At 65.7% G+C, this 14,213-nt stretch carries 12 protein-coding genes; 7 read left to right on the forward strand and 5 right to left on the reverse strand.

All coding sequences use genetic code 11. The features are described 5' to 3' along the window. Positions 1–53 precede the first annotated feature (53 nt). Positions 54–797: a M48 family metallopeptidase gene (locus tag LJD17_RS02190; protein ID WP_227382365.1), complete on the forward strand. Its 744-nt coding sequence runs from the start codon at positions 54–56 to the stop codon at positions 795–797. Here the strand turns inward: LJD17_RS02190 and LJD17_RS02195 are convergent. After that, positions 794–3,259, reverse strand: coding sequence for a spermidine synthase family protein (locus tag LJD17_RS02195; RefSeq protein ID WP_227382366.1), 2,466 nt, complete (start codon positions 3,257–3,259; stop codon positions 794–796). The two genes, LJD17_RS02190 and LJD17_RS02195, sit on opposite strands and share 4 nt — an antisense overlap. Before the next feature lie 273 nt (positions 3,260–3,532). Between LJD17_RS02195 and LJD17_RS02200 the strand changes: the two genes are divergently transcribed. Further along, entirely contained in the window at positions 3,533–4,732 is a 1,200-nt protein-coding gene (locus LJD17_RS02200; protein WP_227382367.1) for a multidrug effflux MFS transporter, read from the forward strand. 37 nt (positions 4,733–4,769) lie between these two features. Then, positions 4,770–5,270 carry a cupin domain-containing protein gene (locus LJD17_RS02205; RefSeq protein ID WP_227382368.1) on the forward strand — a complete coding sequence of 167 codons (501 nt, stop codon included), beginning with the start codon at positions 4,770–4,772 and terminating at the stop codon, positions 5,268–5,270. Positions 5,271–5,291: 21 nt separating this feature from the next. Here LJD17_RS02205 and LJD17_RS02210 read toward each other — a convergent pair whose 3' ends face one another. Then, a complete protein-coding gene (locus LJD17_RS02210) occupies positions 5,292–7,430 on the reverse strand; it encodes a transglycosylase domain-containing protein (protein ID WP_227382369.1) in 2,139 nt (712 codons plus the stop codon). Positions 7,431–7,629: 199 nt separating this feature from the next. Between LJD17_RS02210 and LJD17_RS02215 the strand changes: the two genes are divergently transcribed. After that, a complete protein-coding gene (locus tag LJD17_RS02215; RefSeq protein ID WP_227382370.1) occupies positions 7,630–8,916 on the forward strand; it encodes a cation:proton antiporter in 1,287 nt (428 codons plus the stop codon). Here the strand turns inward: LJD17_RS02215 and LJD17_RS02220 are convergent. Both LJD17_RS02220 and LJD17_RS02225 read right to left on the reverse strand, forming a co-directional pair. Next, positions 8,882–10,324, reverse strand: a complete 1,443-nt coding sequence (locus LJD17_RS02220) for a UdgX family uracil-DNA binding protein (RefSeq protein ID WP_227382371.1) — start codon at positions 10,322–10,324, stop codon at positions 8,882–8,884. The genes LJD17_RS02215 and LJD17_RS02220 overlap by 35 nt on opposite strands. Continuing rightward, positions 10,321–11,535 carry a putative DNA modification/repair radical SAM protein gene (locus LJD17_RS02225; RefSeq protein ID WP_227382372.1) on the reverse strand — a complete coding sequence of 405 codons (1,215 nt, stop codon included), beginning with the start codon at positions 11,533–11,535 and terminating at the stop codon, positions 10,321–10,323. The genes LJD17_RS02220 and LJD17_RS02225 overlap by 4 nt, the downstream gene beginning before the upstream one ends. Positions 11,536–11,695: 160 nt before the next feature. Here LJD17_RS02225 and LJD17_RS02230 point away from each other — a divergent pair, with 160 nt between their 5' ends. Beyond that, complete coding sequence (locus LJD17_RS02230; RefSeq protein WP_227382373.1) at positions 11,696–12,433, forward strand: phosphatase PAP2 family protein; 738 nt, start codon at positions 11,696–11,698, stop codon at positions 12,431–12,433. After that, positions 12,430–12,993, forward strand: a complete 564-nt coding sequence (locus tag LJD17_RS02235; RefSeq protein ID WP_227382374.1) for a regulatory protein RecX — start codon at positions 12,430–12,432, stop codon at positions 12,991–12,993. The genes LJD17_RS02230 and LJD17_RS02235 overlap by 4 nt, the downstream gene beginning before the upstream one ends. Here the strand turns inward: LJD17_RS02235 and LJD17_RS02240 are convergent. Further along, positions 12,990–13,631: a DUF1345 domain-containing protein gene (locus LJD17_RS02240; RefSeq protein WP_227382375.1), complete on the reverse strand. Its 642-nt coding sequence runs from the start codon at positions 13,629–13,631 to the stop codon at positions 12,990–12,992. The genes LJD17_RS02235 and LJD17_RS02240 overlap by 4 nt on opposite strands. A gap of 142 nt (positions 13,632–13,773) precedes the next feature. Between LJD17_RS02240 and LJD17_RS02245 the strand changes: the two genes are divergently transcribed. Beyond that, the gene (locus tag LJD17_RS02245) at positions 13,774–14,196 is read left to right on the forward strand and encodes an OsmC family protein (protein ID WP_227382901.1); all 423 of its coding nucleotides are present in this window, start codon (positions 13,774–13,776) and stop codon (positions 14,194–14,196) included. Positions 14,197–14,213: the final 17 nt, after the last annotated feature.

Genomic DNA, 14,213 nt, shown 5'->3' on the forward strand with positions numbered 1-14,213 from the left:
CAGCGGCAAACGGCTGCGCTGACAAAAACACCCCGGCGGGGCAGATTGCGGACATGAGATTCGCCCTGTTCCGCCGCGTTCCAGCGGACCCACTCCATCTCAAAGTTTCCCATGAGGGCCAAGCCTTTAAGGTGGCCCTGAAGCGCCGTCCCACGGCCAAGCGGATCACCCTGCGCGTGTCCAATGCGACCGGCGAAGTGGTGATGACGATTCCGGAGCGGACCGACCTGGGAATCGCCCAGCGCTTCGCCGACAGCCACGGCGGCTGGATCGCCGCGCGCCTGGCCAAGGTGCCCATGCGGGTCCCGTTCGAGCCCGGCTCCCTGGTGCCCCTGCGCGGGGTCCCGCACAGGATTGTTCATTGGTCGAACATTAGGGGAACAACGCAGGCCACGCGGGCCAGCGACGGCGCCCCGATCCTGGCCGTTTCCGGCGAGCTGCCGCATGTGGCGCGCCGGGTGCAGGACTTTCTGGAGGCCGAGGCCAAGCGCGATTTCGCGGAAGCCGTGAAGCGCCACACGGCCGCGCTCGGGGTCAAGGCCAAGCGCATCACCGTCCGGGATACGAAAAGCCGCTGGGGATCGTGCTCTGCGACCGGGGCCCTGAACTTCTCCTGGCGGCTGATCATGGCGCCGCCTTTCGTGCTCGATTATCTCGCCGCCCATGAGGTGGCGCATCTGCGCGAGCTGAACCATTCCCACCGGTTCTGGAAGCTCACGCACGATCTGTGCCCGCGTACGGAAGAAGCGGAGGCCTGGCTGAAAACCTACGGCAGCGCCCTGCACCGGTTCGGTTAGGAATGGGCCGGTGAGGCCTCTTCGAGGGGGCGCGTCAGGGCCGTCATGCCCGTTTCCCTAAGCAGCAGCAGGGCCGGTCCGGCCAGCAGCCCATAGCACAGCGCTCCAACCCGGAGCGTGGTGTCGATCCCGAACTCGATGCTCACCAGAACCGCGACGCTCGCGGCGAGGACGCCCGCCGCGCCGTTGATCCCCCAGAACCACGGCGTCGGCCTGTCGTCCACCTGCGAGACGAGCCGCATGCCGGTGGGGAACCCGAAGCCCATGAGAAAGCCCGCCGGGGCCAGAACCAGGACGGCCAATCCGGCCCGGAGCAGCAGGCCGGAGCTTTCGAGCCGCACCAGAATGTCGGGGAGCCAGAAGGGCAGGGCGGCCAGGTACAGGCCCGTCAGAAGGGGCCAGAGCACGAGCTTGAGGCGGGTGTCGAGGGGCACCCTCTCGGAGACCAGGCTACCGATCCCGGTCGACAGGATCAGGCTGAAGAGAACGACGCTGAGCGAGTAAACCGGGTGACCGAGGAAAACGCTCATGCGCTGGAGCAGCGCGATCTCGGCCATCATGAAGCCGATCCCGATCAGCGCGAAATAGGCCGTTCCGGCCACCGTCAGCGACGCGGAAGCGGTCGTGACCGTGGAGCGTAGGGGGATCACGATGGTGGCCACGACCAGGGCGGCCGAAATGAGGATCAGGATGGCGAGCGTCAGGGTGGCGCTCAGGTTGCCCCCATAGACGCCGGGCCGCGAGGCCAGCGATAGGAGATCCTGATCCGGCAGGCGGTCCAGGCGCAGCTGGTTGAAGAAGAACGGCCGCGCATCGGTCGGCGCGCTGAGATCCAGGTAGGAATCGGCGGTGGCTTGCTGCAGGGCGGCGCGGTCGGGCGCGGTCACGATGCGTTCGAGCAGGGGGGACGCGGCCGGTCTTCCCGGGTCCAGCAGCACGGGAAACGCAAGGGTCGACGCGGCCTGCCTCAAGGCCTCCAGGGCTCCGTCCGAGAGGGGGGCGCGCGACATCACGAGGGTCGCGATGCTGCCGGAAGCTCCCATGAACAGATGCCGCTTCGGGTCGGCGACGCCGAGATCCTGAAGGGTCGCCACGGCGAGGCTGACCATGCGGCCGGTCTCGTTGACCTCTCCGGGAGCGTACCAGCGGCTGACCGTGAACACGCCCTCGGGGGTCAGCCGGTCGAGAAAGATCCGCCAGGCCTCGACCGTGTAGAGCCCGTTCTCCGAGAGCGTGAAGGCTCCGGCTCCCGTGGCGGCCCAGGTGTCGATCAGGCTCATCTGGATCACGTCGAAGGATCGGTCCGTCCGGGCGAACCAGCTTCTGGCTTCGTCGACCTGAAAGGAGATGCCCGGCAGGCGGCCGATGGCGGTCTCATCGGCGAGGCGGCGGGTCAGAAGATCCACGAAAATCGGGTTGATCTCGACGCCGATCACATTCGGAACGCCGAACACGCGGGCGGACAAGAGGTCCCGGCCGCCGCCGACGCCGATCACGGCTCCCGTTTTGTGTCCGGGGATCGCATGCGCCAGATTCGTCACGTCGTAGCGGAGAAATCCCATCTCCTCGAGATTCCCGGAAAAGCGGTAGACGGCCGTGGCCGCGCCGCCGTCGATATGCATCCATCGCTCCTCGATCAGCGGGGGCACGAAACGCGGCGACGGGCCCCAGAGCACGGGCTGGGTCATGCGGCTCTGCCCGATGGTGATGCGCGAGAACGAATTCCACTTCTCGTAGGCGATCGAGCCCGGCTGCTCGATATTGTCCTTCACGATGGTGGGGCGGACGCCTTCCCGCACGCTGTTCGCGGCGGCGAGGGCGATCAGGACGGCCAGGATGGGGGTCCGGTAGCGAAAAAGTCCGGCGCCGATCGGCGGGCGGGAAGGCGCCTCCGCCGGTTTTCCTTGCGCAAAGCACAGGGCGCCTGCGGCCACCAGGGCCGCGATCCACAGGACCGCCGAAGGACCGCTGACCAGATTGAGGAGAACCAGGGCGCCGAGGCAGCCCAAGGCCGCGCCGAGCAGGTCCGCCCCGTAGACGATGCCGATCGGATAGGGGCTGCGGGTCAGCGCGAAGCTGACCACGATCCCCGAGAAAAAGAACGGAAGCGCGAGGGCGATCGCGAACTCGGTCCAGACGACGAGCGACATGACCGAGGCCGGCAGGCTCGTGACGATGGTCAGCTGGACGAGGAGGGCGAAGACCGTCGCAAGGGCAAAGCAGAGGGACGCGACGGCGAGATGATAGGAGAAATGCTCCGCCCGATAGGTGTCAGGGCGAAGATAGACCCAGACCGCGCCTGCGGTGAGCCCGAACATCGCGATGCTGATGACGAAGAACGCCAGATGATACCAGGAGGTGACGGAGACGATCCGGGTCTCGACGATCTGCAGCATCAGCGTGGCTGCGGTCACGAGACCGAGGCCGAGATAGAAGGGTAGCCGGTCCGCAAGCCTGTGCAATCCTCGCCTCCCCTGGCTCGGCATCGACTGGTTCCGGTGCCGCTCAGCCGGTTTGAGGGTCCGTCGGACCCCTGACGGGCTCATCGGCGCGAGATCCGATGCTGAAGGACATTGCCGGAACACTGTCCCATAAATCAGCCGCGCTGTCAGCTTGGCGGAAGCGGGCCTCTTGTGTGTTCCCGAATCCGGGCTCTCCCGGCCCTCAGCCAATGCGTGACAGACCGGCATTTTGCACTTAGGGCAGCATCTCCCGTTCATCTGCGCGGCCCCGCCATGCTCAAGCCCGACACCCTCGCCCTGACCGTTCTCCTTGCGCTGCTGACATCGCTCGGACCGCTCTCGACGGACATGTATCTTCCGGCCCTGCCGTCGATCGCTTCCGAATTCGGCGCGAGTACCGGTCAGGCCCAGCTCACCCTGTCAGCGTTTCTGCTGGGATTCGCGGTCGGCCAGTTCTTCTACGGGCCGATCTCGGACCGGGTCGGGCGCAAGCCCATGCTGCTCTTCGGGCTCGGGCTTTTCACCCTGGCAAGTCTCGTCTGCGCGATCGCGCCCTCCATCGAAACCCTGATCGCGGCGCGCTTCGTGCAGGCTCTCGGGGCCTCGGGACCGATCGTGCTGGCGCGCGCCATCGTGCGGGACTTCTACGAAGGCCCCCGGGCCGGACGCGAACTCTCCCGCATGGGAACCATCATGGGGGTCGTTCCCGCCCTGGCCCCGGTCATCGGCGGCCTCGTTTCGCAGGCCGGCGGCTGGCGGATGAACTTCATCGTCACCATCCTGGGCGGCGGCGTGCTCGCGGCGGCGGTGGCGTGGCGATTGCCGGAGCCGATCCGCCGGAAATCGGCGGTTCCGGTGTCGTTTGCGTCCATTCTCCGGGGCTTCCGCAGCCTGCTCGGCCACCCGGGGTACCGGGTTTATGTGGGCCTCGCGATGCTCACCTACGGGGGCCTTTTCGCCTTTATCTCCGGCTCGTCCTTCGTGCTGCAGGGGATCTACGGCCTCGGCCAGCTCCCTTACGCCTTCTCGTTCGGCTTCATGGTGATCGGCTATATCGCCGGCACGTTCCTGGCTCAGCGCCTGGTCGGCCCGCGCGGGCTCGACGGCACCATTCGCATCGGCGTCACGTGTCTCGCCACAGGGGGGCTCCTCATGCTGCTTCTCGTGGTGACCGGCACCGGGTCGTTCATGGCCATCACCGGCCCCATGGCGATCTACGCTCTGGGCGTGGGCCTGACCATGCCGCAGGCCATGGCGTCGGCCCTCATGCCTTTTCCCGAACGCGCCGGCGCGGCGTCGTCCCTGCTGGGGATCTGCCAGATGACTTTCGCGGCGATCCTAGGCATCGTGCTCGGCCAGAACCTGGGCGCCTCCGCGCTCCCGCTGCCCTTCGCCATCGCCTGCACGGGCACGCTCGCCCTGGCGCTGTTCTCCCTCACGGCCCGGGCACGCCGGAGTGGCGCGGAGTCCTGATCTTTCCGTTCGCCAACGGTTTTGGGAAACTCGCACCATGCCGCACACCAAGCGTCCCGCTTTCATCCGGCATTATCGGGACATCCAGAACGACGATACGGCACGGCTGCGCGGAACGGACGAGCCGCGGAGCATCGGCTCGCCGTTCTCGCCGGCCTTGGGCCTGACCCGTCTCGGGATCCATCATGAGCTTCTGCCGCCGGGCCGCCGGACATCGTTCCCGCACGCGGAGAGTGCGGAGGAAGAGTTCGTTTACGTGATCGAAGGAACACCAGACGTCTGGATCGACGGCGAGCTCTTTCGGCTCGCACCGGGCGACGGCGTCGGCTTTCCGGCCGGAACCGGGATCGCCCACAGCTTCCTCAACAACACGGACCAGCCGGTGCGCCTTCTGGTCGTGGGGGAGGCCAACAAGCCGGAAAACCGGATCGTCTATCCGGTCAATCCCGAGCTTCGCGCCTTGCGGACGGATTGGTGGGAGGATGCGCCGGCGCGGCCCCTCGGCCCCCACGACGGCAAGGCGCGTCCGCCGGAATAGGCGTTCCGGCGGATTCTCCCGTCAAAGCCCGAACAGCTTCTCGAAGAAGTTCTTGTCGCGGGAGGTGGTGCGCGCCGGTTGGGGCTGCGGCTGAATCCAGCCGCTCTCCGGCACGCCCGCATCCGGAACCTCGCCGGCGCTCGCAACAGGAGTATCGGCCGGGATCTGCCGGAAGTACTCGCTGCCCGGCAGGGGCACGGGCTTCTGATCCTTGAGCACCACATTCATGAAGTTGTGCCAGACCTCGGTCGGAAGATTGCCGCCGGTCACCCGCTTCGTCAGGGTACCGTCGTCGTTGCCGAGCCAGACGCCCGCCACGAGCGAGCCGGTGAAACCGACGAACCACGCATCCTTGTAGTCGTTCGTGGTGCCGGTCTTGCCCGCCATGACCCAGCCCGGAACCTGGGCGCGCCGCGCCGTTCCGATCACGAAGGTGTTGTGCATCATCTCGTTCATCATGGCGAGGGCGCCCGGATCCATGACGCGGCCAAGGCCGCCTCCGGCCGGGCGTTTGTACACGACCTTGCCGCCCGTCGTCTTGACCTGGGTGATGACGTAAGGAATGACGCCGGTCCCGCCATTGGCGAAGGCCGCATAGGCGCTCACCAGCTCCAGCGGCGTGACTTCAGACGTGCCGAGGGCCAGGGACGGATTCGCCTGCAGGGGCGAGGTGATCCCGAGCCGCTGCGCCGTCTGAACGACCGCCTTCGGGCCGACCTCCAGGTTCAGCTTGACGGCAATCGTGTTGAGGGAGAGGGCCAGGGCATCCCGCAGGGTCACGGGCCCGCGGAATTTCCGGTCGTAGTTCTCCGGCGTCCATCCCTTGTAGTTGACGGGGGAGTCGTCCCGCACGTCGTTGGGCGTCCGTCCCTGCTCCACGGCCGTCAGATAGATGAACGGCTTGAAGGACGAGCCCGGCTGGCGCCGGGCCGCGGTGGCGCGGTTGAACTGGCTGGCTTCGTAGTCCCGCCCGCCGACGAGGGCCTTCAAGGCCCCATCAGGCTGGAGCGCCACGAAGGCGCCCTGGCTGACGTTGAATTTCTGACCTTTGGCGTTGAGCTCATCCACCAGGGCGCGCTCGGCCGCAGCCTGCATGGACGGGTCGATGGTCGTCGACACGACGATATCCGACTCGATGGTGCCGACGAAATCGTCCAGCACGTCCATGACGTAGTCGGCCGCATAGTTCATCGACCCCGCGCCCTTCGGCCGGACCGGCTGCGCCGGCGCTCCGAGGGCCGTCTTGGTCATGCCCGGCGTGATGAAGCCGAGGTCGTTCATGGCGGCGATCACGAGCTCGGCGCGGGCCTGCGCGGCGGCCGGATTGCGGTTCGGCGCAAGACGGGACGGCGCCTGGACGAGGCCCGCGAGCACGGCGGCCTCCGACAGCGAGACGTTCCGGGCCGACTTGCCGTAATAGCGCTGGGCCGCCGCCTCGACCCCGTAGGCGCCGGCGCCGAAATAGACCCGGTTGAGGTAGAGCTCCAGAATCTGGTCCTTGGTGTAGTTGCGCTCCAGCCAGAGGGCCAGGATCGCTTCCTGGATCTTGCGCGACGCGGTGCGTTCCTGGGTCAGGAACAGGTTCTTGGCCAGCTGCTGGGTCAGGGTCGAACCGCCCTGGGAAACCCCGCCCCGGTGGAGATTGCGAAACACCGCGCGGGCGATGCCCATCGGATCGACGCCGAAGTGATCGTAGAACCGCCTGTCCTCGATCGCCACGAAAGCTTTCGGCAGATAAGGCGGAAGTTCCTTCAGGGCGACCGTCTGACCGCCGGTTTCGCCGCGATTGGCAATGAGCGAACCGTCGCTGGCCATGATGGCGATGTTCGGCGGCCGCTTGGGCACGGTGAGCTGATCGATCGGAGGAAGCTGGGCCGCGTAATAGGCCACGATCGCGCCGACCGCGATAATGCCCCAGAGGCACAGAACCACGCCGCTATAGACGAGCTTCCTGAGAAAGGAGCCGCCCCGCTTGCGCTTCGCTTTCTTGGGACGCGTCGTGCGGCGCGGTGACGGGCTCCCGCCACCTCCCTGAGAAGACCGCTTCTGCGCCATTCTGCCCCCTGCCCGATCCTCAGGCGAAAGGCGGAAATCCATCGCCCCCGCATCGGTCGCCGGCGTCTCGAAGGACGGCTCTCGCCGGTCACGTCCGTTCGCCACGTCTTACCCCGTTTTCATGCGGCCGCTTCGTGCGGCCTTATCGCATGCTCTGGAGCACGGTAATTGTGGCAGTTTAAGGGGCGGTTAAACGTCTGTTGCGGAATTCGGCACGCTTGCGCCGGTTCTGCCACAGGGTTCATGCGCATACCGATACGGAAGTTCTACGGAACTGCCGAGCTTGCGTGGCGTTTGCTGCCTTATGGACCCTTATGTTGTTGTCCTGACAGGCTTCGGGGTGGTGGTCCTGCTCACCGCCTGGCTGCCGATGGTTCTGAAGGAACTGCCGCTGACGCTGCCGATCTTCTGCGTCGGACTTGGTGCGGCGATCTTCGCCATTCCGGACGTGCCCGGCGTCATGCCTCATCCGGGAGAGCGGATCGCCATTGTCGAGCGTCTGAGCGAACTCGTCGTGGTGATCGCGCTCCTGGGCGCGGGTCTGAAGATCGACCGTCCCTTCGCGTGGCGGCGGTGGCGGATGACGTGGCGGCTCCTCGGCATCGCCATGCCCCTGACCATCGCGGCCCTGGCGGTCCTGGGGCATCTGCTGCTGGGCCTTGGCCTGGCCACCGCATTGCTGCTCGCCGCATCGCTGGCTCCAACGGATCCGGTTCTGGCGAGCGACGTCCAAGTCGGGCCGCCGGGGAGCGGCGAGGAGGATGAAGTCCGTTTCTCCCTGACCTCGGAGGCCGGCCTCAATGACGGGCTGGCCTTTCCGTTCGTGCTGCTCGCAATCCTCTTCGCCCACGAGATCAGTTCGCAGACTTTTACCGAATGGCTCGTCTATGCGGTGGTTTGGAAGATCGTCGCCGGCGTCGGCATCGGATATCTGGCGGGGCGAACTCTCGGTTGGCTCACCTTTCATCTGCCCAATCGCGCCCGTCTGTCCCGCACGGGTGTCGGCTTCGTCTCCCTCGGCATCACCTGCTTGGTCTATGGTCTGTGCGAGATGGCCAAAGGCTACGGTTTCCTCGGGGTTTTCGTTGCCGCCTTCGCTCTGCGCTCAACCAAGCGCGAGCACGACTACCATCGTCGCCTGCACGATTTCGCCGAGGAGCTTGAGCGGCTGCTCATGATGATGCTCCTGGTGCTGTTCGGCGGCGCCATCACGGGGGCGGGGCTGTTCGACGCGCTCACCTGGCCGGCCGTCCTGTTTGCCGTGATGGCGATCTTTCTGGTGCGCCCCCTGACGGGCTGGATCAGCCTGATCGGAATCGACCGGCCGGCGGACGAGAAGATGGCGATCAGCTTCTTCGGCATCCGGGGAATCGGCTCGGTTTATTATCTCGCCTATGCGCTGCAGGAAGGATCGTTCGAGCAGCCGAACCTTCTCTGGAGCACGGCGGGCCTCATCATCCTCGTTTCCATTCTCCTGCACGGGATGACGGTGACGCCCGCGATGAAGCGCCTGGATCGCCATCGCCGTGTCCGCACCCGCAAGGAAGAAGTCCCCGCTATTCGGCCGCGAGAGGAAGTTCACCCGTCTTGAGATCGGCCTTGGCCAGATCGCGGATGTGAGAGAGATCCGCCACGAAGGCCTCGTAGGCCTGCCGCTTTGTGTCCTCGTCGGGCAGGCGCAGCAGGTAGGACGGATGGACCGTGATATAGCCGTTCACGTCCCCGAACATCGCCCGTCCCCGGGAGCGGGAGATCGGCGTCTGCTTGCCGGTCAAAGCCAGCACCGCCGTGGCGCCCAGCGCCACGATGAGCTTCGGCCGGATCAGCGCGAGTTCCTTCATCAGCCAGGGTCGGTAATGCTTCACCTCGCCCGCTGTCGGCTTGGAATGAATGCGGCGATGCCCCCGCTGCTCGAACTTGAAGTGCTTCACGGCGTTCGTGAGATAGACCTTGTCCCGGTCGATCCCCGCTTCCTTGAGGGCTTTGGTCAACAGCTTGCCGGCGGGGCCCACGAAGGGACGGCCCTGGAGATCCTCCTGGTCGCCCGGCTGCTCACCGACAAAGACGATGTCCGCATGGGCCGGACCCTCGCCGAACACGGCCTGCGTGGCGCCGGGCACCAGGGGGCCCGCTTCGGCAATCACGGCGTTGAGGGCGCTCAAGGACTTGGGTTCCTGATCCCACATGGCGTCGAGCGCGCGTTCCGGTTTGCGCTTGGTCGGCATGGTGCTCTCCTGCTCAATCATCTGTTCAACGCGCTGAGGGGCGGTTTGGATCAGGCCGGCGATGGCGGCGGATTCGGGCAGGTTGCGCCAGTATTTTTTCGGCATCTCGGCCCGCATGGCTTTCGGGTTCACCCGCGCCGGATTGAAGACGCTTTCGTAATAGCCGAGCCAGCCTGCTTCGAAACCGTCCTCGGTCGGCGCATCCTCCCGGCACGCGGATGGTCCCAGAACGAGGGTTTCCCGGTCCCAGTGCAGGGACCCGAGGGGTGTCAGGATGGACCATTCGATGGAGCGGAACCGGTCGACGAAGAACGGAGCGGCCGCCTCCAGGATGAAATGCTCCGGTTCGAACCAGGCGACGAACCGTTCGAGATGCTCTCCGCCGACCCGGCGAAAGCGCAGGAAGGCATGCATCTTGTGCAGATCGCGCCGAACCGCCCGGGCCATGAGATCCAGGCGGTGCACGAGCGGATCGCTCGGAATGTCGAGGAGCTCGCGTTCCCCGTTCAGAACACGCCAGACGAGCTGATAGAGCAGGGCGTAACGCTCCGGATTCCGATGGCAGACCACGAGGCCGATCATGTCGCCCAGCGCGCGCGGCAGGGAAACGGGCGGCGCCTCGCCCTCCGATTCGTGGCCGAACAGGTCCGGCTCGTCGGTGATGGTGAAGATGACATGCTGGGGCGCGAGTTCATCGGCGATCAGGCGCCGCACGGCGCGGCGGAAGCCGTCGAGATCGGCGCCATCATTGAGAGTGATGCGATGCAGGGTCATGCGAAAAGCCTCAACTGCTCGGGTTTTTCGATGAGGCGCCGACGCAGGTCCTCGCGGTCGAGGCGCTTTTGCGGATGGTGGTCGGCCGCAACGAGAAAGGGACGGGCTCGCTTCAGGCCGGAGGTCAGGCGCGCGACGTCGTCCAGGCGCAGGGTCGTATGCCGGCGCGCCTGGACGATCCGGTCCACCGCCCGCGCTCCCAGCCCCGGAACCCGCAGCAGCATTTCCCGCTCCGCGCGGTTCACGTCGACGGGAAAGAGGTGACGGTTCTTGAGGGCCCAGGCGAGCTTCGGGTCCACCTCGAGATCGAGCATGCCGTTTTCACCGCCGGATGCGATCTCTTCCACCTGGAAGCCGTAATAGCGCAGCAGCCAATCCGCCTGATACAGCCGGCTTTCCCGCAGCAGGGGCGGGGCCTTGAGAGGCAGGACCGTGCTCGCATCCGGGATCGGACTGAAGGCGGAGTAATAAACGCGCTTCAGGTCGTAGTCCCGATAAAGCGTCGCGCTGGCGTTCAGCACCTGCGCGTCGGTCGTCGCGTCCGCCCCGACGATCATCTGGGTCGACTGGCCCGCGGGCGAGAAACGGCGCTTTTCCTCCCGCGCTTCCGCGATGCGGTCATGCATCTGCCCCATGGCGTCCCGGATCGAGGCGGCGTCCTTTTCGGGCGCGAGCTGTTCCAGGCTCTTCTCGGTCGGCAGTTCGAGATTGATCGACAGCCTGTCGGCCCACAGGCCCGCCTGCTCGATGAGCCAGGGGCTCGCCTCCGGGATGGTCTTGAGGTGAATGTACCCCCGGAAACCGTGGTCGCGACGAAGCGCCTTCACAACCCGCAGCATCAGTTCCATCGTGTAGTCCGGGGAGCGGATGATGCCGGAGGACAGGAACAGCCCTTCGATATAGTTGCGCTTGTAGAACTCAAGCGTGAGCGTCACCACCTCGTCGACCGAGAACTTCGCCCGCCGCACATTCGACGAGCGCCGGTTCACGCAATAGGCGCAGTCGAACAGGCAGTAATTGGTCAGCAGGATCTTGAGCAGGGACACGCAGCGCCCGTCCGGGGTGTAAGCATGGCAGATCCCCGCACCCGTGGTGGATCCCAGCTCTCCCGGTCCCGCTTTGCGTTTGGGAGCGCCAGACGAGGCGCAGGAGGCATCGTATTTTGCCGCATCGGCCAGGATGCGCAGCTTCTTGGCCAGCTTCTCGTCCATCGCCTTGCTTTCTGTTCTTGATTTGTTCTAGCAAAAGTTCGATTGTCTGACGAGAGCGTCGGGAGGGGCGCGACGTCGCATCATGCTCGGATCTCGGGAAACGCATGCTCCATGGTTCGCAGGCCTCGCCAGGCGGCGACAAGGTTCTTATCTTGGCGGCATGAACATGTTTCTGACTCCCGCCACGCGCCTCTGGCTGCGCCTGCGTCTCAACGAGATCGGCCCTTTGATCTCGCTGGCCGGCTGCGGGCTCTTTGCCTGGATCTTCATTGCCCTGACGGACGAGGTTTTCGAGGGCGAGACCCATGCCATCGACAGCACCATTCTTCTGTCCCTGCGCAGCCCGCAGAATCTTGCCGATCCCATCGGCCCCAGCTGGCTCGAAGAATCCGCGCGGGACATCACGGGGCTCGGCGGCTATGCCATCCTGACCCTCGTGACGATCTCGGTCGCGGTCTACCTTCTCATGGCCGGAAAGCGCGGCGCAGCAACGCTTCTCGCCGTCGCGGTGGTCGGAGGCGCGCTCCTCTCGACGGGCCTCAAGATGGGGTTCGAGCGGCCGCGTCCCGATCTCGTGCCGCACGCCACCCAGGTTTACACCGCGAGCTTTCCCAGCGGCCATGCCATGCTGTCCGCCGTGACCTACCTGACCCTCGGAGCCTTGCTGGCACGGGTGCAGGAGCGACGGCGGATCAAGGCGTTCGTCCTGGGCCTTGCGGTGGTCACGACCCTTCTTGTGGGCATGAGCCGGATTTACCTCGGTGTTCACTGGCCGAGCGATGTTCTGGCCGGCTGGGCCGTGGGAGCCGCCTGGGCCTCGTTATGCTGGTTCGTCGCCCTGCAATTGCAGCGCAAAGGGCAGGTCGAGAAACCCGGCGAGACATCGGCGCCCTCATGACCGACGACGGTTTGAAAACGGCGCGAAAGCCCCCGCGCAAGGTCACCCCCGCCTATCTGCAGCGTGCGGCCATGGCGTATCTTGAGCGCTATGCGTCCTCGGCTGAAAATCTGCGCCGGGTGCTCCGCCGGAAAGTCGAGAAACGCTGTCGTCTGCGGGGCGAGGACCCTTCGGAATTCCATGAGGCGGTGGACGAGGTGGTGGCCAAGAGCCTGCGCACCGGCCTTGTCGACGACACCCGTTATGCGGAGGCCCGCGTCGCGACCCTGCGCCGACGCGGCGGCTCGGCGAGAGCCATCCGCGCCAAGCTTGCCCTCAAGGGGATCGACCGGGAGACCATCGCGGCGGCGCTGGACCAGGACCATGACCATGACCAGGTCAGCGAAGACCCGGAGGAACAGGCGGCGCTCGCGCTCGCGCGCCGTCGGCGGCTCGGACCCTTCCGGCCGGGAGAGCGCGAGCCGTACCGCGACAAGGATCTGGCCGTCCTGGCGCGCGCGGGCTTCTCCTTCGACATCGCCCGCCGCGTCGTCGACGGAGAGCGCGAGGACGAGGCTTAGATCAGGCCGGCGCCGACGTTGATCGCGAGCGCCAGAATGGTTGTATTGAAAAGGAAGGACAGGATGGTGTGCGCGAGGGCCAGACGGCGCATGCGCTTGGATTCGATGATCACATCCGACGTCTGAGCGGCGGCGCCGAGGTTGAAGGAATAATACATGAAGTCCCAGTAGTCGGGCCGGGGCGTTTCCGGGAACTTGAGGCCGCCCCGCTCGCCCCGGTCGCCATAATACTCGTGCGCGTAATGGGTCGCGAAGATCATGTGCACGAAAAACCAGGAACACACGATGGTGACACCGGCAGCGGCCAGCCGGAAGGCCACGTCCCCCTCGTTGGCGTGAATCCCCTGCAGCTCGACCGCGATGGCGCCGAGGCTGGCAATGGCCGCCGAAAGGGTCATGATCAGCATCACGATCGCCCCCTCGTCCTCGTTGCGGGCGCGCTGTTGCATCTGGTTGATCGAGGACCGGTAGGCCAGGATGCCTATCATCACCAGATAGGCGATGACGCCCACATCCCATCCGATCAGAATTCTCGAGTTCAGCTTGACGCTGCCCGGGAGGACAAAACCGATCGCGATGCCGATGGCCGCGGCGATGAAGAGGCGTGGATGGCGACGGGCTTGTTGAACACCGATCATAACGCGAACATTCCTCGGCGAATCCCATGACGGAAGCGACCGCTTCCGCATCACGCCGTTCGGCTCTTAAGGACGCAAGCCGGACTGGAGGCCTCAACAAAGCGTCCTAGATGAAAGCACACAACGCACAAGGGAGATTATGATGAATCGCAAGGCAAGAGCCGTTTGGCAGGGCACGGGCCGCGACGGCAGCGGGCATCTCACGACGGATTCCGGCATCCTGTCGGACACGCCCTATTCCTTCAAGACCCGTTTCGAGAACGAGAAGGGCACCAATCCGGAGGAGCTGATCGCCGCGGCTCATGCGGGCTGCTTCACCATGGCGTTGGCGTTTCAGCTGCAAGGGGCGGGCTTCACGCCGACCGAACTCGCCACGGAGGCGGTCGTTTCCCTCGACAAGGAGGGAGAGGGCTTCAAGATCTCGAAATCGGCGCTGACGCTTCAGGCGAACGTCCCCGGGATCGACCGCGGCAAATTCGAGGAACTGGCCCGGGCCGCCGAAAAGAACTGCCCGGTTTCGAAGGTTCTCAACGCGGAGATCACGATGACCTTCACCCTCGGGTGAGGGCCCGGGCGGGAACG

The sequence above is a fragment of the Microvirga rosea genome (assembly GCF_020595095.1).
Classification (GTDB): Bacteria; Pseudomonadota; Alphaproteobacteria; order Rhizobiales; family Beijerinckiaceae; genus Microvirga; species Microvirga rosea.